The 18,244-nt window shown below is 67.6% G+C and carries 17 protein-coding genes and 1 tRNA gene; 6 read left to right on the plus strand and 12 right to left on the minus strand.

All coding sequences use genetic code 11. The features are described 5' to 3' along the window. Nucleotides 1-133: 133 nt before the first annotated feature. Genes VGD93_RS02340 through VGD93_RS02350 form a run of 3 tightly spaced genes read left to right on the plus strand, consistent with a single transcriptional unit; the run spans nucleotide 134 to nucleotide 2,225 of the window. Complete coding sequence (locus VGD93_RS02340) at nucleotides 134-592, plus strand: YeeE/YedE family protein (RefSeq protein WP_395008791.1); 459 nt, start codon at nucleotides 134-136, stop codon at nucleotides 590-592. Next, entirely contained in the window at nucleotides 592-1,065 is a 474-nt protein-coding gene (locus VGD93_RS02345; RefSeq protein ID WP_395008793.1) for a DUF6691 family protein, read from the plus strand. Before VGD93_RS02340 ends, VGD93_RS02345 begins: the two co-directional genes overlap by 1 nt. A 2-nt stretch (nucleotides 1,066-1,067) precedes the next feature. Continuing rightward, nucleotides 1,068-2,225: an FAD-dependent monooxygenase gene (locus tag VGD93_RS02350; RefSeq protein ID WP_395008795.1), complete on the plus strand. Its 1,158-nt coding sequence runs from the start codon at nucleotides 1,068-1,070 to the stop codon at nucleotides 2,223-2,225. A gap of 55 nt (nucleotides 2,226-2,280) precedes the next feature. Here the strand turns inward: VGD93_RS02350 and VGD93_RS02355 are convergent, their stop codons facing one another. From VGD93_RS02355 to VGD93_RS02375, 5 genes are all read right to left on the minus strand, one after another. Next, on the minus strand, nucleotides 2,281-2,994 hold the full coding sequence (locus tag VGD93_RS02355; protein WP_395008797.1) for an invasion associated locus B family protein: 714 nt from the start codon (nucleotides 2,992-2,994) through the stop codon (nucleotides 2,281-2,283). A 148-nt stretch (nucleotides 2,995-3,142) separates the two neighbouring features. Then, entirely contained in the window at nucleotides 3,143-6,625 is a 3,483-nt protein-coding gene (gene mfd / locus VGD93_RS02360; protein WP_395008799.1) for a transcription-repair coupling factor, read from the minus strand. Nucleotides 6,626-6,632: 7 nt separating this feature from the next. Further along, nucleotides 6,633-6,890 (minus strand): succinate dehydrogenase assembly factor 2, encoded by a 258-nt coding sequence (locus tag VGD93_RS02365; RefSeq protein ID WP_395008801.1) that lies wholly within the window; start codon nucleotides 6,888-6,890, stop codon nucleotides 6,633-6,635. Between the two features lie 151 nt (nucleotides 6,891-7,041). Continuing rightward, nucleotides 7,042-7,126: transfer RNA gene (locus tag VGD93_RS02370), tRNA-Leu, on the minus strand. A 104-nt stretch (nucleotides 7,127-7,230) separates the two neighbouring features. Beyond that, nucleotides 7,231-7,464 (minus strand): FliM/FliN family flagellar motor switch protein, encoded by a 234-nt coding sequence (locus tag VGD93_RS02375; protein ID WP_395008803.1) that lies wholly within the window; start codon nucleotides 7,462-7,464, stop codon nucleotides 7,231-7,233. Between the two features lie 66 nt (nucleotides 7,465-7,530). On the opposite strand from VGD93_RS02375, the gene lipB reads away from it, so the two are divergent. The 3 genes from lipB (at nucleotide 7,531) to rimO (ending at nucleotide 10,295) form a co-directional block, all read left to right on the plus strand. Continuing rightward, nucleotides 7,531-8,280, plus strand: a complete 750-nt coding sequence (gene lipB, locus VGD93_RS02380) for a lipoyl(octanoyl) transferase LipB (RefSeq protein ID WP_395008805.1) — start codon at nucleotides 7,531-7,533, stop codon at nucleotides 8,278-8,280. Between the two features lie 41 nt (nucleotides 8,281-8,321). Continuing rightward, nucleotides 8,322-8,822, plus strand: coding sequence for a DUF4282 domain-containing protein (locus VGD93_RS02385; RefSeq protein ID WP_395008807.1), 501 nt, complete (start codon nucleotides 8,322-8,324; stop codon nucleotides 8,820-8,822). 108 nt (nucleotides 8,823-8,930) lie between these two features. Beyond that, nucleotides 8,931-10,295 carry a 30S ribosomal protein S12 methylthiotransferase RimO gene (gene rimO, locus VGD93_RS02390; RefSeq protein WP_395008809.1) on the plus strand — a complete coding sequence of 455 codons (1,365 nt, stop codon included), beginning with the start codon at nucleotides 8,931-8,933 and terminating at the stop codon, nucleotides 10,293-10,295. An 11-nt stretch (nucleotides 10,296-10,306) separates the two neighbouring features. Here rimO and VGD93_RS02395 read toward each other — a convergent pair whose 3' ends face one another. From VGD93_RS02395 to nuoN, 7 genes are all read right to left on the minus strand, one after another. Then, nucleotides 10,307-10,993 carry an ABC transporter ATP-binding protein gene (locus tag VGD93_RS02395; protein ID WP_395008811.1) on the minus strand — a complete coding sequence of 229 codons (687 nt, stop codon included), beginning with the start codon at nucleotides 10,991-10,993 and terminating at the stop codon, nucleotides 10,307-10,309. Further along, complete coding sequence (locus VGD93_RS02400) at nucleotides 10,986-12,347, minus strand: ABC transporter permease (protein WP_395008813.1); 1,362 nt, start codon at nucleotides 12,345-12,347, stop codon at nucleotides 10,986-10,988. Before VGD93_RS02400 ends, VGD93_RS02395 begins: the two co-directional genes overlap by 8 nt. Then, nucleotides 12,344-13,693, minus strand: coding sequence for a proline--tRNA ligase (proS, locus tag VGD93_RS02405; RefSeq protein WP_395008815.1), 1,350 nt, complete (start codon nucleotides 13,691-13,693; stop codon nucleotides 12,344-12,346). The genes VGD93_RS02400 and proS overlap by 4 nt, the downstream gene beginning before the upstream one ends. A 415-nt stretch (nucleotides 13,694-14,108) precedes the next feature. Further along, on the minus strand, nucleotides 14,109-14,354 hold the full coding sequence (locus tag VGD93_RS02410; RefSeq protein WP_395008817.1) for a DUF1467 family protein: 246 nt from the start codon (nucleotides 14,352-14,354) through the stop codon (nucleotides 14,109-14,111). Between the two features lie 3 nt (nucleotides 14,355-14,357). After that, on the minus strand, nucleotides 14,358-16,034 hold the full coding sequence (locus VGD93_RS02415; protein WP_395008819.1) for a ribonuclease J: 1,677 nt from the start codon (nucleotides 16,032-16,034) through the stop codon (nucleotides 14,358-14,360). A 17-nt stretch (nucleotides 16,035-16,051) separates the two neighbouring features. Beyond that, entirely contained in the window at nucleotides 16,052-16,840 is a 789-nt protein-coding gene (locus VGD93_RS02420; RefSeq protein ID WP_395008821.1) for a biotin--[acetyl-CoA-carboxylase] ligase, read from the minus strand. 1 nt (nucleotide 16,841) lies between these two features. Next, on the minus strand, nucleotides 16,842-18,244 hold a 1,403-nt coding region (nuoN, locus tag VGD93_RS02425; RefSeq protein ID WP_395008823.1), incomplete at its 5' end, for an NADH-quinone oxidoreductase subunit NuoN.

Raw genomic sequence — 18,244 nt, forward strand, 5'->3', positions numbered from 1 at the left:
GTACTCATGCACGGCTTTTGCAGGGTGCAGATTTTTCACGCTGCGCCATTGGTCTGGCATGAACGCCTCGCCCCGGTTATGGCTCGCGCGACGCGCGGCTGGTACGCTCGCGCCATATCCTTGGGAGTTACTGATGGACGCGTTCCAACCTGTCCCGGCCCTGGCGGGGGGACTGCTGATCGGCCTCGCTTCGGCAGTCCTCTGGCTCGGCAACGGGCGCATTGCCGGCATCTCCGGAATCTTCGGGCAATTGCTGCCGCCGGCCCGCACCGTCGTGTGGCGCCTGGTCTTCCTCGCCGCCATGGTGCTGGGAGCGCTGGCCGCCTCCTGGCTCGTACCGGGGCTCGGGGTCGGCGGTCCCGGCGGCGCGCCTGCGCGACTGGTGAGCGCCCCGCCGGCCTTCGGCATCCCAACCGCGGTCTGGCTCGGCGTCGCCGGCCTGCTCATCGGGCTGGGCACCAAGATCGGCAACGGCTGCACCTCCGGCCACGGCGTGTGCGGCCTCGCCCGACTGTCCAAGCGTTCCTTCGTCGCCGTCGGCGTCTTCTTCGCCGTCGCGATCGTTACCGTCACCGTGACCGGAATCGTCTGATGAGCCCGACCCTCCGCCTGCCCTACCTCGCAACCGCCGCCCTCAGCGGGGCCCTGTTCGGCGCCGGCCTCTACGTCTCGCAGATGGTGGACCCGCTCAAGGTCCTGCGCTTCCTCGATTTCACCGCCATCCCGTCCGGCGGCTGGGATCCGAGCCTGGCCTTCGTCATCGCCCCGGCGATCCTGGTGATGTTCGTCGCCATCCGCCTCTCGAAGCGCCGGGCGGCCCCGCTGTTCAACGGCAATTTCCACAATCCCGAATTTACCCGCATCGACGCTCCGCTGGTCGTGGGCGCGGCGCTGTTCGGCATCGGCTGGGGCATGTCCGGCATCTGTCCGGGCCCCGCCATCACGCTCATCGCGTTCTGGCCCGACGATCTGCTCGTCTTCCTCATTGCGCTGTTTGCCGGTTCCTATGCGGGCGCCTTTGTCATACCAAGCGGAGAGAACAAGCGCTTGGCCATGGCAAGGTAGAGATGCAGCGAACGGATGCGGTCGTCGTCGGCGGCGGATTGACGGGCCTCGCGGCCGCGGTGGCGGTCGCCGGGGCCGGACTGGAGACGGTGCACCTGGCGCCGGTGTCGCCGCGCGACCAGCGCACTTCGGCGCTGATGCAGCCGAGCGTCGACTATCTCAAGGGGGCGGGGCTGGTGGACGAACCGGCCGCCCTCGGCCATCCGCTCACCCGGATGCGGCTGATCGATGCCACCGGCCGGCTGCTGCGCGCCCCGGAAGCGCTGTTCGACAGTGCCGAAGCCGGGCTCGAGGCGTTCGGCTGGAACTTCGCCAATGTGAAGCTCACCGACGCCTTCGAAGCCGCCGGGGCCGGTCTTGCCAACCTCTCCACTGTTGCGCAGGCCATGTCCGGCCTCGAACTCACGCCCGACGGGCCGGTGCTGACGCTCGCCGACGGCTCGCGCCTGCGGGCGCCGCTGGTGGTGGGCGCCGACGGCAAGAAATCGCTGGTCCGGGCCAGCGCCGGCTTTCGCGCGCGCGAGCACGGCTTCGAGCAATCGGCGCTGGTGTGCGACCTCGAACTCGGCCGCCCCATCGGCGGCACCTCGGTGGAGTTCCACTACCCCAACGGCCCGTTCACCCTGGTGCCGGCCGGCGGCAACCGCGCCAATCTGGTGTGGATCGACGATCGCGATGTCCTCAAGGCGGCGCAGGCCGGCGGAGAGGAGCGGCTGCGCGCGGCGCTTCTCGAAAAGTCGCAGCGCCTGTTCGGCGACATCCGCCTCGCCACGGCCGCCTTCATCTTTCCACTCAGCACGCTCAGCGTCGATCGGGCCGGGGCAGACGGCGTCGTGCTGGTCGGGGAAGCGGCGCACGCCTTCCCTCCCATCGGCGCGCAGGGCCTCAACCTCGGGCTGCGCGACGTCGCCGATCTCGCCGCAGCTTTGGCCGCCGAAAGCGACCGCACTGGCAACTGGGCCGTGCGGCTCAGCGAGGACTACGCCGCGCGGCGGCAGGCCGACCTGGCACGTACCGGCATGGTGGTGGACGTGCTGTTCCGGTCGCTGCTCAGCCCGATGCTGCCGGCCCAGATGCTGCGTGCCGCAGGGCTGTGGGCGCTGAAGCTGCTGCCACCCCTGCGCCGGCAGGCCTTCGCGCAGGGCATGGGCGTCCGCTGAGCAAGAAAAAGGGGCGCCCGGGAGGCGCCCCTCGTGTCTTGGCTCCCGCCGCCGTCTACTGCTGGGGCGCCGGGGCGCTTCCCTCGGCCGGGGCGTCGCCGGTGCCGAGCTGGCGGCGCAACTCCTCGGCGCGGTCCTGCAGCTGCTTTTCCAGCGCCGACTGCACCGGCGCCTGCCGGTTGAACTCGTCGAACGTCATCGCCGTCTCGCTGTCGTAGACGGCCGTGAACCCGGCCAGGTTGATCTCGACCACGAGATCCTTGACCTGCCGATTCTTGGCAATCAGCTTGAGCACCGAGCCCTTCTTCAGACTGTTGACGAAGGCTTCGTTGATGACGATCTGGGCGATGCAGGACTGCGGGTCGCACATCATGTAGGGCACCCGGATCGGCTTGCCGCTGTCGATCTGCCAGGTCAGGCTGAACGGCAGCAGCACCCCCAGCGGGACGGCGGCGATCGCCATCAGCCGGCTCTCCTGGCCCGGGTCGTCGCGCAGCAGGAACGAGCCGAGGAACTGGTTGTTGGCGACCACCACCTGCCGCATGATGCAGGCCTTCTTGCCGTCTTCGAGCGGGTCGCAGACCTTGAGCCAGTTCTTGGTCGGGTCACGCGGTGCTTCCGCCGTAGCGGCCGGCGCCTTGGCATCGGCGGGAGCTTCGGCGGCGGGCTTGTCCGCCGGCGCCGGTGTGTCCTGCGCCAGCACCCCAAAGCTGGGCAGCAGCAATGCCGCGGCCGCGAAACCGGCGATTACGTGGTTCTTCAGGATCATCGGAATTCCTTGACTTCCCTAGCGACGGTGACTGACCTCGCCACTCCAATCTGACGCCCTTCAAGGAGCGAAATCCGGCAATACCATGACCAATCCGGCTTTCCAACGGATTCTCCCGGATTGTTGCCCGCGCGCACGCCGCGGCTGGTCATGCGGCGGCGCCCTCGGCCAGGCGCGCCATGCGCGACAGGATCGCCGCGGTGCCCTTCAGGCGGTCCTCGGGTTTCGGCCAGTCGCGGGCGAAGACCAGTTTCTGGTCCGGCTTGATCCTGACATGCGCCGACGGGTCCGAGACCATCCGGACGAGGCCGGCGGGGTTGGGAAATTCATTGTGGCGCAGGGTGATGACGGCGCCCTTGGGGCCGGCATCGACCTTCTCGACATTGGCCGCCCGGCACAGTGCCTTGACGAGGATGACCTTGAGCAGCGCCTCCACTTCGGGCGGCAGCGGGCCGAAGCGGTCGATGAGTTCGGCGCCGGCGGCGTCGATCTCGCGGGCGTCGGCGAGGTCGCCGAGCCGCCGATAGAGCTGCATGCGAACCTGCAAGTCGGGGACGTAGTGCTCGGGGATCGACACCGGCATGCCGAGCGCGATCTGCGGGCTCCACTCGTTCTTGTCCTCGTAGGCGACGTCGCCGCCGCGCAGCGCGGCCACGGCCTCCTCGAGCATGGCCTGGTAGAGCTCGAAACCGACCTCGCGGATGTGCCCCGACTGCTCCTCGCCCAGCAGATTGCCGGCGCCGCGGATGTCGAGGTCGTGGCTGGCGAGCTGGAACCCTGCCCCAAGGCTTTCGAGCGACTGCAGCACCGTTAGTCGCCGCTCGGCGGTGTCGGTGAGCTTCTGGTCGGGCGGCACCGTGAACAGCGCATAGGCGCGCTGCTTCGCCCGCCCGATGCGGCCGCGGATCTGGTACAGCTGCGCCAGGCCGAAATTGTCGGCGCGATGCACGATCAGCGTATTGGCGTTGGGGATGTCGAGCCCCGACTCGACGATCGTTGTCGAGACCAGCACGTCGAACTTGCCGTCGTAGAAATTGTTCATGATGTCGTCGAGCTCGCTCGCCGGCATCTGGCCGTTGGCGACGACGAAGGACACTTCCGGGACCTGTGTGCGCAGGAACTCGGCGATGTCCGGCTGGTCCTTGATCCGCGGCACGACGTAGAAGGACTGCCCGCCCCGGTATTTCTCCCGCAGCAACGCCTCGCGGATGCTCAACGGGTCGAACGGCGAGATGAAGGTGCGGATCGCCAGCCGGTCGACCGGCGGCGTCGCCAGCAGGCTGAGGTCGCGGACGCCGGTGAGCGCCAGCTGCAGCGTCCGCGGGATCGGGGTCGCCGTCAGCGTCAGCACGTGCACGTTGTCGCGCAGTTCCTTCAGCCGCTCCTTGTGGGCGACGCCGAAATGCTGTTCCTCGTCGACGATCAGCAGGCCCAGATCCTTGAACTTGATGCTCTTGCCGAGCAGCGCGTGGGTGCCCACGACGATGTCGACGCTGCCGTCGGCGACGCCCTCCTTGGTCGCCCTGAGCTCCGCTGCGGACACCAGGCGTGACGCCTGCGCCACCCGCACGGGAAGGCCGGCAAAGCGCTCCGAGAAAGTGCGGAAGTGCTGACGCGCCAGCAGCGTCGTCGGCACTACCACCGCCACCTGGCGCCCCGACAGGGCAACGGCGAAGGCGGCGCGCAGGCCGACCTCCGTCTTGCCGAAGCCGACGTCGCCGCATACCAGCCGGTCCATGACCCTGCCGGAGGTGAGGTCGTCGAACACCGCTTCGATCGCCAGCAGCTGGTCCTCGGTCTCGTCGTACGGAAAGCGCGCGGCAAACTCCTCGTACAGGCCGGACGGCAGGTCGATCGGCTGCGCGGCCGACAGCTGCCGGGCCGCGGCAATCTTGATGAGCTGCTCGGCCATGTCGCGGATGCGCTTCTTGAGCCGGCTTTTCTTGGCCTGCCAGGCGACGCCGCCGAGCCGGTCCAGTTCGATGGCGTCGTCGGCGCCGTAGCGCGACAACAGCTCGATGTTCTCGACCGGCAGGTAAAGCTTGGTGTTGCCGGCATACTCGATTTCGACGCAGTCGTGCGGCGCGCCGGCCGCCTCGATCGCCTTCAGCCCGAGGAAGCGGCCGATGCCGTGGTCGACATGCACGACGAGGTCGCCGGCGGCGAGGCTGGCTGCCTCGGTCAGCGCATCGCTCGCCTTCTTGCGCTTCTGCGGCCGCAGCAGCCGTTCGCCCAGGATATCCTGCTCGGAAAGCACGGTCATGTCGGCAGTCTGGAAGCCGGTTTCGAGGCCCAGCACCACCAGCGCCGTGGTGTTCGGCGACGTCGTTTCGGCGTCGCGCCAGTTGCTGGCCATCCGCGGGTGGGCCAGGCCGTGGTCGCCCAGGACCTGCGCCATGCGGTCACGCGAGCCTTCGCTCCAGCAGGCGATGATGGTCCGGCGCCCGGCCTTGCGCTCCTGCTGCAGCAGCGTCACCACCGCCTCGAACAGATTGCGCCCGGCCTGCCGCTCGGCGGCGAAATTGTAGGCGACGCGGCCGCCTGCGTCCTCCGTCGACGCCTCGTTCGCCGGCACGAAGGGCGACAGCCGGACGACAGGGGCGCCGCCCGTCACTGCGAAAGGCTCGCTCGCGGTCTCGTACAGCAACTCGGGCGGGATCGGCTTGTACGGGGCGCCGGGCGTCGCCTGCTTGACCGTCCGTGCCTGCTCGCGGGCCTCGTAATAATCCTTGATCTGCGCCTGCCGGTCGGCGAAGGCCTCTTTCACCTGATCGTCGAAGATGAAGGGCGCCGCGCCCGTATAGGCGGCGAGGGACTCCATCTCGTCGTAGAAGAACGGCAGCCAGTGCTCGATGCCGGGGTAGCGCTGCCCGGCACTCACGGCGCCGTAGAGGGGATCGTCGACGGTGTTGCCGCCGAAGGCGGCCGTGTAGTTGCGGCGGAAGCGGCGGATCGAATCTTCGTTGAGCAGCACTTCGCTCATCGGCGCTAGGGCGATGCGCTTGAGGTTGCCGGTCGTGCGCTGGGTGTCGGGATCGAAGGTGCGGATGCTCTCGAGCTGCTTGCCGAAGAAGTCGAAGCGCAGCGGCGTGTCCATGCTGGCCGGATAGAGGTCGACAAGGCCGCCGCGGACGGCGTACTCGCCGGTTTCGCGCACGGTAGGGACACGCAGATAGCCGTTGTCGGCCGCCCAGGCGATCAGCCGCTCGCTGTCGACCACCTGCCCGGCCGCGGCCGCGAATGACATCGAGGCGACGGCGTCGCGCGGCGGCAGGCGCTGCACCAGCGCGTTGACCGCCGTCAGCACCACCGCGCCCCTGGTCGCCGCATTGGTCAGCCCGGCGAGCGTCGTCATGCGCGCCGCGATGGTGACGCCGTTGGGGGAGACGCGATCATAGGGCAGGCAATCCCAGGCCGGCAGCAGCAGCAGCGCGTGGCCCGGCAGCAGCTGCGCCAGGATTTCGGCCATACGCTCCAGCCGGCGGCCGTCGCGGGCGACGAAGACCGCGCTTACGCGTTCGTCGGGGCGGGCCTTGAGCTGCTCCTCGATCAGGCGCGCCAGCACCACCGGCTGCATGCCATCGGGGACATTGACGATGATCCGCTGGTCGCGGCTCGAAGTGTCGGTCATTTTCCGTTCAACGGGGCGGCGAATTCTTGGCGCGGAAGGCAATGAGGCGCTCGAGCATGTCGCGGTCGATGCGGGCCGGCGGCTCCGTCTGGCCCAGCACCCAGCTCAGGAGCTCGGTGTCCTCCTCCGCCATAAGTCGTTCCAGCCGTTGCAGTTCCTCATCCGGCATGGCCTCGGCATGGGCATCGACATACGGCCCGAGGACGAGGTCCATCTCGCGCGTGCCGCGATGCCAGGCGCGATAGCGTAGCCGGCGCCGACGCATGGCTGGATCATCACCGGCCAGTTTTTCCAAAGCCATGAGCGGGTCTGCCTCTGTTTGTTAAAGCAGTTCTTATGCCTATCGCGCGGGCTTGTCAGCCCGTCGGCACCGCGGTCCCCGCTAGGGGCGCCCAGCTCAAGTGATTCCGGGATGATGGTGCGGTCGAGAAGACTCGAACTTCCACGCCTTGCGGCACAGCGACCTCAACGCTGCGCGTCTACCAATTCCGCCACGACCGCACGCCATGGTAGGTGCCGCGCCGATGCGGCGAAGCGAGTGAGCGTGTAGCAAATCGCTTCCCAAGGCTCAAGCGATTAAATCGCCGCTTCCGCCACGCCGAAAATCAGCTGCGTTTCAGCACTTTCTCGGTGATTTCCACCAGCAGCCGGCCCTCTTCCACCTTCACCTCGCCCTTGGCCACCATGCGGCTGTTGGCGTAGATGCGCAGCGGATCGTTTTCGGTGGTATCGAGTTCGATGACGGCGCCCCGCCCCATGCGCAGCAGATGGTGGATCGGCATGGTCGTCGCACCCAGTTCTACCGTGATGTCGACTTCAATTGAGTCTATCGTGTTCATACCTACATCGCCCGGCACGGCGCACCTGAATCGGCGCGGCGAAACGGCAAACAGCATCAGGTCCGCATGATTACCGAAGCGTTAAAGCCCGTCGACACCTCCTGCCGCTCCTCGGAGCGGCTGAAGCGCGCCGACGGCGTTCCAGCCGCCTGGGTGATTGCAGACGGCCTGACCCCCTACCCGTCGGCGCTCGCCACGATGCGCGCCCACGCGGCTGCCATCGCCGCCGGCGCCGCCGGGGAGGTCGTCTGGCTGGTCGAGCACTCTCCGCTGTACACTGCCGGCACGTCCGCCCATGCCGGTGACCTGCTGGCCCCCGACCGCTTCCCCGTATTCAACGCCGGCCGCGGCGGCCAGTACACCTATCACGGCCCCGGCCAGCGCGTGGCCTACGTCATGCTCGACCTGCGTCGGCGCGGGCGCGACGTCCGCTGTTTCGTGCAGGGGCTCGAAGGGTGGCTGATCGACACGCTGGCCGCCTTCAACGTCGAGGCAGGGAGGCGCGATGGTCGGGTCGGCGTGTGGGTCCGCCGGCCGGAGAAGGGCGCCGGCCGCGAAGACAAGATCGCCGCCATCGGCGTGCGCGTCTCGCACTGGGTCTCGTTCCACGGCATCGCCCTCAACGTCGCGCCGGACCTCGACCATTTCGGCGGCATCGTTCCTTGCGGCATCTCCGACCAGGGGGTCACGAGCCTCGAGGACCTCGGCCAACTGGTGTCCATGCCCGAGGTCGACGTCGTCCTGCGCCAAGCCTTCGAGCGCCGCTTCGGGCCGACGCGTGTCGGCGCGCCGCGAGCCCTTGTGTCTCAAGCATGAGCACCGCATCTTAGAGTCGTCCGATTCCTGGGGAACCGACCATGCTTGCCGAAGACCTCAAGAAGATATTCCTCGGCCCGACGCTGTTCCGGGTGGACACGATTCTCGGCCAGCGGCTGGTGCCCGTCCTTTATGCCACGGGGCTCGCAGCGCTGCTGCTCTGGGCGGTGACGCACCTGTTCGCAACCTTCGGCCGGAACTTCGGCGATGGCCTGTGGGGCCTGCTGGAGATCGCCGTCTTCGGCCTGCTCGGCCTGCTCGTGCTGCGAGCCGTCTGCGAATTGCTGCTGGTCTATTTCAAGGCCCATGAGACGGCGGTAAAGACGGTCAGCCTCAGCCGCGTTTCGGGTTCGCTGCTCGACGAAGTCAAGGACGCCATCAGCGATATCGCCGACGAAGAGGCCGCCGAAGACGACCTGCCTCCCGCCCCCACGCCAGCGTCCCGCTCCACGGCACTGGACGTGGCGACGCGGCTGCCCCCCCGCCGCCCTCCGGTGAAGCGCACGGCCCGGCGCACGCCGCCGAGCGAGACCGGGCACTGAGGCCGGCGGCGCCGCCAGCGATCCATGCTGCGACGCAGGGCTGGCCTGCGTCGGGCCGGCGTGACTTTGCATTGCATTTTGCGCCGTTTGGCGTATGACACGCCGCCTATGACCCGAGCCCCGAAAATCGGCCTCGTCAGCCTCGGCTGCGCGAAGGCGCTGGTAGACTCCGAACGCATCCTGACCACGCTGCGTGCGCAGGGCTATGAGTTCTCGCGCGATTACCAGGGCTCGGACGTCGTCCTCGTCAACACTTGCGGTTTCCTCGACAGCGCCAAGGCAGAGAGCCTCGAGGCCATCGGCGAAGCCCTGAACGAGAACGGCAAGGTGATCGTCACCGGCTGCCTCGGCGTCGAGGAGAAGCTGATCCGCGACACGCATCCCAGCGTCCTCGCCGTCACCGGCCCGCACCAGTACGAAGCGGTCGTCGAAGCGGTGCATGCCCATTTGCCGCCGGTGCCGAACAAGTTCGTCGATCTCGTGCCCGAGCAGGGCCTGCGGCTGACGCCCAACCACTACGCCTATCTGAAGATCTCGGAAGGCTGCAACAATCGCTGCTCGTTCTGCATCATCCCCCAGATCCGCGGCGACCTGGTGTCGCGCCCCATCGCCAACGTGCTCTACGAGGCGGAGCGGCTGGTCGCGGCCGGGGTCAAGGAGATCCTGGTCATCTCCCAGGACACCAGCGCCTACGGCCTCGACATCAAATATGCCACCTCGCGGCTGCGCGGGCGGGACATCCCGGCCAGGTTCCAGACGCTGGCCGAGGAGATGGGCAAGCTCGACGTGTGGACCCGCCTCCACTACGTCTACCCCTACCCCCATGTCGACGACGTCATCCCCTTGATGGCCGAGGGCAAGATCCTGCCCTATCTCGACATCCCGTTCCAGCACGCCTCGCCGACGGTGCTCAAGGCGATGCGCCGCCCGGCCAATCAGGTCAAGACGCTCGACCGCATCAAGGCCTGGCGCGCGATCTGCCCCGACCTCACCATCCGCTCCAACTTCATCGTCGGGTTCCCGGGCGAGACCAATGACGATTTCGAGATGCTGCTCGATTGGCTGGAGGAGGCCGAGATCGACCGTGCCGGCTGCTTCGAGTACGAGCCGGTGACCGGCGCGGCAGCGAACGCGCTCGATGGCGCCGTTGCCCCCGAGCTGAAGCGCGAGCGTTTCGAACGGCTCATGGAAGTGGCGCAGAGCGTCTCCGCGGCCCAGTTGGCCAAGAAGGTCGGGCGCACCATTGACGTGCTGGTGGACGACGTTCAGCCCGAACACAATCGCGCCATCGCTCGCTCGAAATGGGACGCGCCCGATATCGACGGCCAGGTCATCGTCGAGGGTGCCACCGGCATCCGGCAGGGCGACATCCTGTCGGTGGTCGTCACCGCCTCGGACGAATACGACCTGTTCGCCGTGCCGGCGGCGGCACCCGCGGACCGCCCGGCCCCGGCCAGCGCGGCGATCGGCTGAGCCGCCTGCCGCTATAGCTGCATCGGTTCGATCAAGCCGTTCCTGATCGTCACGATCCGGTCGGCGCGCCGTGCCAGTTCGTGGTTGTGCGTTGCGATCAGCGCCGCGGCCCCTTCCTCGCGGATCAGCTGCATCAGCGCCTCGAAGACGAGGTCGCTGGTCGCCGGATCGAGGTTGCCGGTCGGCTCGTCGGCAAGAACGACGCGCGGGTGGTTCGCCGCGGCGCGGGCGATGGCCACGCGCTGCTGTTCGCCGCCCGACATCTCCGCCGGCCGGTGCGTGGCGCGATGATCCACCCCCAGCAGTTCCAGCAGGTAATGCGAGCGCCGGTCGGCCTCCTTCTGGCTCCGGCCGGCGATCAGCTGCGGCATGGTGACATTCTCGAGCGCCGTGAACTCGGGCAGCAGATGGTGGAACTGGTAGACGTAGCCGATAGTGTTGCGGCGCATCAGGGTGCGGCCGCGATCGCTCATGCCCACCGTGCCGACCCCGACGATCTCCACTTCGCCGGCCTGCGGCCGCTCCAGCAGCCCGCAGATGTGCAGCAGCGTCGATTTGCCCGCTCCCGACGGGGCGACGATGGCGACCAGTTCGCCGCCCGAGACCGTCAGGTCGGCCGCCTCCAGCACGTGCACCCTGGCTTCGCCCTCGCCGAAGTGCCGGTGCACCCGGGTGAGCCTGAGATGGGTCTCACTCATAGCGGAGCGCCTCGACCGGGTCGTACTGGGCCGCCCGCCACGCCGGATAGAGCGTCGCGAGGAACGACAGCGCCAGCGCCAGGGTGACCACTGCGGTGACCTCGGACGGATTGATCTTGGAGGGCAGCGACGACAGGAAGAACACTTCGGGCGGGAAGATCGTTACGCCGAGCGCGTTCGAGACGAAGGCGCGCAGCGGCTCGGCGTTGAGGGAGATGACGATGCCGAGGACCAGCCCGACCGCCGTACCGGTGAAGCCGATCGCCGTACCGGTGATCGAGAAGATGCGCATGATCGAGCCTTGGGTCGCCCCCATGGTGCGCAGCACGGCGATATCGGCGCCCTTGTCCTTCACCAGCATCACGAGGCTCGAGATGATGTTGAAGGCGGCCACCAGGATGATCATCGACAGGATGACGAACATGACCACCCGCTCGACCTGCAGCGCCGAGAAGAAGGTCTCGTCGCGCTGCTGCCAGTCGGTGAGGATCAGCGGGCGGCTGGTCGCCGCCTGGATGCGGTTGCGCATGGTGACGATATTGTCGGGGTTGTCGATAAACACCTCGACCGCGGTGGCCATCGGCACGCGCTCATAGGCCGCCTCGATCTCCTCGTCCGTCGCCATGACGCCAGGCGGATCGACCCCAGGCCTGAGCCGGTCCTCGTACATCTTGAAATAGGTCTGGGCCGCCGCGATCGGCATGTAGAGATAGAAGCTGTCGAACTCCACCATGCCCAGGTTGAAGATGACGTTGACCGGGTAGGAGCGGATCTGCGGTGTCTTGCCGAAGGGCGTGAAGGTGCCGTTGGGGCTGACGATGGTCACCGGGTCGCCGATGCTCACGCCGAGCTTCTGCGCCAGCCGCCAGCCGATGGCGACCCCCATCCCCTGGTCCCACTGGTCCCAGCCGCCCAGTTGCACACCGTCGTGCAGTACCTCGAGCTTGCCGATCGACTCCTCGGTCACGCCGCGCACGACGACGCCGGTCGATTCCGACTGCCCGGAGGCGAGCGCCTGGCCCTCGACATAGGCGATGGCATGGACCACCCCGTCGACCTGTTCGATCTCGACCACGGTCTGGTCGTAGTCGGTAAATTGCCGCTCGATCGGGAAGGCGGTGAAATGCCCGTTGAGCCCCAGGATCTTGCTCAGCAGTTCGTCACGGAAGCCGTTCATCACCGAGGTGACGACGATCAGCGTGGCCACGCCGATGGCGATGCCGCTCAGCGTCAGTGCGGCGATGACGGAGATGAATCCGTCGGCGCGGCGCGAGCGCAGGTACCGCCCGGCAACGAGGAACTCGAAGCGCGAGAACGGTCCGGGCGCCGCCGGCTCGGGCGACCGGGCGGTCAAACCTGGTCCCGCCTTTGCGGCTCGATCAGCGCCTTGAGGCGCCCCACGGCATCGGCGATCGGCAGCGTCTCGCGCGCGCCCGTCTGGCGGTGCTTGATCTCGGCCTGCCCCTCCTTGAGGCCGCGCGGCCCCAGGATCAGCTGGTAGGGGATACCGATGAGGTCGGCGGTGGCGAACTTGCCGCCGGCGCCCTGGTCCCGGTCGTCGTAGAGCGCGTCGATGCCGGCAGCCCGCAATGCACCGTACAGCGCCTCGCAGGCAGCGTCGCTCTCGGCGTCCCCGGCCTTCAGGTTGATCAGCACCGCCTCGAACGGGGCCACGCTGACCGGCCAGATGATGCCGTTTTCGTCATGGCTGGCCTCGATGATGGCGGGCACCAGCCGCGTCGGCCCGATGCCGTAGGACCCCATGTGGACGGTGACTTCCTTGCCGTCCGGGCCGGTGACGACGGCCTTCATCGGCGCCGAGTACTTGGTGCCGAAATAGAAGATGTGTCCCACCTCGATGCCGCGGGCCGAGACTCGCTTGTCCTCGGGCACGCTAGCCTCGTAGGCCTGCTGGTCGACCATTTCCTCGGTCGCCGCGTAGAGCGAAGTCCAGTCCTTGAAGATCGGCTCGAGATCGCCGCGAAAATCGGTGTCGATGGCCGGAATCGGCTTCTTGAGCAGGTCCGCGTGGCAGAACACGGCGCTCTCGCCGGTGTCCGCCAGCACGATGAATTCGTAGCTGAGGTCGCCCCCGATCGGGCCGCTGTCCGCCCGCATCGGAATGGCGGTGAGGCCCATGCGGTGGAAGGTGCGCAGATAGGCCACGAACATCCGGTAGAAGGCGGCTGTCGCGCCCTCGCGATCGAGGTCGAACGAATAGGCGTCCTTCATGAGGAATTCGCGGCTGCGCATGGTGCCGAAGCGCGGGCGCACCTCGTCGCGGAACTTCCACTGGATGTGGTAGAGATTGAGCGGCAGGTCCTTGTAGGAGCGCACATAGGTGCGGAAGATGTCCGTGATCATCTCCTCGTTGGTGGGCCCGTAGACCATCTCGCGCTCGTGCCGGTCCTTGAGGCGCAGCATCTCCCGGCCATAGGCCTCGTAGCGCCCGCTCTCCCGCCACAGCTCCGCGGACTGCAGCGTGGGCATCAGCAGCTGGATGGCGCCGGAGCGGTCCTGCTCCTGCTCGATGATCCGCTGCACCTTCATCAGCACCTTGTAGCCCAGCGGCAGCCAGCTGTAGCTGCCCGCCCCCTGCTGCTTGATCAGCCCTGCCCTCAGCATCAGCTGGTGCGAGATGATTTCGGCTTCCTTCGGCGTCTCTTTGAGGACGGGCAGGAAATAGCGTGTGAGACGCATAGGAGCTCCCGGACAACGTTCTGGCGGCGTGGACGATCGCCGCGGCGGCTCACCCAATAGCAAGCAGCGCATCAAATTGCGACACCTAGAATGGCCCTGCGGCCGCCATCCGGGGGCCCCACCGCCCGCTCTGCGCAGGCGGCGGCGGTGCGGCGGCGGGGGGCGGCCCACCCGCCCCAAATGCGACAAAATTTAGATGACAGCGCCCGGGCTTGTTGTTAGGGTCCCAGCCCATAAAAACACAGGCAGCTCCAAGCCGCCGGACGCCGACAACGTCAAGGGAGGAGCGCTGGCCGCCACGTTTGTGTGCATAAGACCGGCGTATTGTCGCGAAACTGTTCAGCAGGGCCTCGTGCCCTGCTTTTTCTTTGGCGCCGCCGTCCCGATTGCCCGGAACGGCCGGCGCGCAACCGGCTCAGCGCCAGTATTCCCTGAGCAGCGGGTTGCTCAGGCCCCAGAGAACCAGGGCGGTGACGACCGCCGCCAGCAGGGTCGTGATCAGCAGTTTCGGCCACAGCCGCAGCAATGCGGGCGCACCCGGCTCGCTGCCCTTGAAGACCTCGCCGGCATCAACCTGGTTGTGCACCTTGAAGGGCAGCACCACGAACAGGCAGAGCCACCACACCACGAAATAGATGGCGACGAGGCTGACGACAGGCATGGCTCACACTCCGTGCACGAAGACCGTAACATTGGGTTTCTTGCCCCAATAGGCGCCCACCTCGCCGCGCACGGCACGCTGCAGCGCGGTGCCGACCAGGTCGGTGTCGCTGCGGCGCTTGGGCGGGATGCTCTTGAGCGTGCCGGAAACCGTCTTGCGGATCACGCGGCCGAGCGAATCGTCCTCGTCCTCGAGATCGGGCAGCCCTTCGATCGCGATCTCGGGGCCGGCGAGCACCTGGCCGCGGCCGTCGACCACGAGGCTGACCACGATGTGGCCGCCAAAGGACAACCGCCGGCGGCCCTTGACGCCGCTCTCTTCCGGCGTGCACAGCACGTTGCCGTCGAGATAGAGTTCGCCGACCCGCACCTCTCCCGGGAAATGCATGGGGTCGGGAAACAGGCGCACCAGGTCGCCGTTGCGTGCATGCACCACCGTCGGGATGCCGTGCTGCCTGCCGAGCTGGGCGTGCGCCTCGAGATGCGCCGCTTCGCCGTGCACCGGCACCAGCACCTGCGGCTTCACCATGTCGTACAGGCGCTTCAGTTCCTCGCGGCGCGGGTGCCCGGTCGTGTGGACCAGCGCATCGCGCTGCGTGATCACCTCGATACCGCGGTCGATCAAGAGGTTCTGGATGTCGATGACTTCGCGCTCATTGCCCGGGATGGCCCAGGAAGAGAAGATCACCCGGTCGCCGGCATTGAGGTCGATCGCCGGATGTTCCTCGCGCGCGATGCGCGCAATGGCGGCGCGTGGCTCACCCTGGCTGCCCGTGCACAGCAGGACTACCTTCTCCCGCGGCAGCTTGGCGAACTGGTCCTGGTCGAGGAACGGCGGCAGTCCTTCCATCATCCCGAGCTCATGGGCGATGGTGGTGATCCGGTGCAGGGCCCGCCCCGACAGCACCACCTGCCGGCCGGCCTTCTGCGCCGCGCGGGCGATGGAAATGACGCGGCCGACATTGGAGGCAAAGGTGGTGAGCACGACGCGGTGCGGGGCGTCGGCGATCATCGCCGCCAGGTTGGCCGCCACCTCGTCCTCGCTCGGGCTTTCCCCGTCCTTGAGGGCATTGGTGGAATCGCAGATGAGCGCCAGCGGCCCGCCCTCGCGACCGATCTCCTCGAAGCGGGCGACATCGGTGGGCGCCGCGGCAATCGGGTTGGGATCGAGCTTCCAGTCGCCGGTGTGGAGGGCGCGGCCCGCCGGCGTCGTGATCAAGAGCGCGTTGCTCTCCGGAATCGAGTGCGCGACGTTGATCGGCTCGATGGTGAAGGGGCCGAGTTCGAACGGCTGGCGTGGCCGCATCTGGGTCACCGCGACGTTGTCGACGATGTCGTCGGCGGCGCGCTTGGCCGCCAGCATCGCGGCGGTGAAGGCGGTCGCAAAGACCGGGCGGTCGAAGCCCGGCCACAGGTCGAGCACCGCGCCGTAATGATCCTCGTGGCTGTGCGTCAGGATGAGGCCGAGAACGTCGTCGGCGTTGTCCTCGAGGAACGCCGGGTCCGGCATGATCAATTCGATGCCAGGCTGCTGCGGTCGGGCGAAGGTGACCCCGCAATCGACCACGATCCATTTCTTCCGGCGCGACGTACCGTAGCCGTACGCCGCCATGTTCATGCCGATCTCGCCGACGCCCCCCAGCGGCACGAAAACCAGTTCGTTTTGAGCGTCTTTTGTCATTGGTCCTCTAAGCAAAGTCAGGCGGTCGCGCCGAAATGCACGTCGCCGGCGGTGACGACGATACGCCGCCCGTCGTCGGCGTGCACGATCAGCCGGCCCGCCTCGTCTATCGAATCAAATATGCCGCGCACGATGTCGCCGCCGCGGTCGACGGCGACCGGCGCGCCGACGCCGGCAGCGGCGGCCCGCCACTGCCGCAGGATGTCCGCCACCCCACGGCCGTTGTCCCAGGCGTCATAGCAGTCGACCCAGGCGTCGGCGAGGGCGGCAAGCACCGCACCGGCCGGGACCTCGATTCCCAGTGCCCTGAGAGAGGTGGCCGGATAGGGCAAGCCGGCCGGAGCGGCCACCACGTTGACGCCGAAGCCGACAACGATGGCGACGCGGCCGTCCCTCCGCCTCTCGGCCTCGAGCAGGATGCCGGCGAGCTTGGCGCCCCCGGCCAGCACGTCGTTGGGCCATTTCAGCGCGATGCGCCGATCCGCTTCCGCGGCGCCGCGGGGCAGCAGCGTCGCGAGGGCTCGCTCCAGCGCCACTCCGGCAACGAATCCCAGTGTCGCTGCAACCGCGGGGTCGGCATCGGGGAGCACCAGCAGGCTGGCGGCAAGGTTGCCGTGCGTCGTGTCCCAGGACCGGCCGCGCCGGCCCCTGCCCTGGGTCTGGCCCAACGCCGCGAACCAGACGTCGCCCACGTCGCCGGAAGCGGCGGCGCGCAGCGCTTCAGCGTTGGTCGAGCCGACCGTGTCGTAGCCGACAAGCCGGTAGCCGCGTATGCCTGCCCTCTCCCCGAGCCAGAACTCCGACACCTTAGAACAGGCTTCCGGCCGCGCTGTGCGCTGCCGCAGTCAGCGGGGAGCCGACAGTGAAGAAATAGGTGATGACGAGAAACGCGCTCAACAGCATCACCGCCGTCAGGACGCGTGGCACCGCGGCGAATTCCTGCACCGGCTCATCGAAATACATCACCTTGACGACCCGCAGATAGTAGAACGAGCTCACCGCGCTCGCCAGCACGCCGATGACGGCCAAGACGATGAGGTTAGCCTCGATGGCGGCGAGGAACACGTGCCATTTGGCGAAGAAGCCCGCCAGGGGCGGCAAGCCGACCAGCGCGAACATCATCACCGCCATGGTGCCGGCGACGAGCGGCCGCTTCTGCGCCAGGCCCGCCATGTCGGCGATCGATTCCACCGGCCCGCTGTCGGTGCGGATCGCCAGCAATGCCGCAAACACGCCGATCGTGATCACCATGTAGATCGACATGTAGAGCGCGACACCCTCGACCCCGACCGCCGTGGCCGAGGACAGGCCAACCAGCGTGAAGCCGATATGGCCGATGGCGGAGTAGGCGATCAGCCGCTTGAAGTTCTTCTGGCCGATGGCGGCAAAGGCGCCCAGCACCATCGAAGCGAGCGACAGGAAGATGACGATCTGCTGCCAGTCATAGGCGATGGGCGCGAAGCTCACCGTGACGACGCGCACGAACAGCGCCATGGCCGCCACCTTGGGCGCGGTGGCGAAGAACGCAGTGACCGGCGTCGGCGCGCCCTCGTAGACGTCGGGCGTCCACATGTGGAAAGGCACGGCCGAAATCTTGAAGGCGATGCCCACGAGCAGGAACACCATGCCGAAGATCTGTCCGATCGAGCGCTCGCCGATGACGATCATGCCGACGATCTTGTCCAGCTGGGTCGTGCCGGTGAAGCCGTAGAGCAGCGAGGCACCGTAGAGCAGCATGCCCGAGGCCAGCGCGCCGAGGACGAAATACTTGAGCCCGGCTTCGGTGGCGCGCGTATCCGAGCGCTTCATGGCGGCGACGACATAGAGCGCCAGCGAGTGCAGTTCCAGGCCGACATACAGGGTCATCAGGTCGTTGGCCGAGACCATGATCATCATGCCCAGCGTCGCCAGCAGCACGAGCACCGGGTACTCGAACTTGTCGAGGCCGTAGTCCTCGGCATTGGGCAGCGACAGGATCAGCACGAAGGCGGCCCCGCCCAGCACCAGCGCCTTCATGTAGCGGGCAAACTCGTCGGCGATGAAACCGCCGCTGAACAGCACGCCCCCATCGCCCTGGAACACCACCATCAGCAGCGTCGCCACCAGGAGCAGGACGGCGAGGCCACCGATCAGGGTGGACCGCTCGCGCCGGAAAGCGATGCCCAGCAGCAGCAGCGCCAGGGCACCGATGGCAACCACGATTTCCGGAA

This window comes from Devosia sp. (assembly GCF_036406155.1).
Classification (GTDB): Bacteria; Pseudomonadota; Alphaproteobacteria; order Rhizobiales; family Devosiaceae; genus Devosia_A.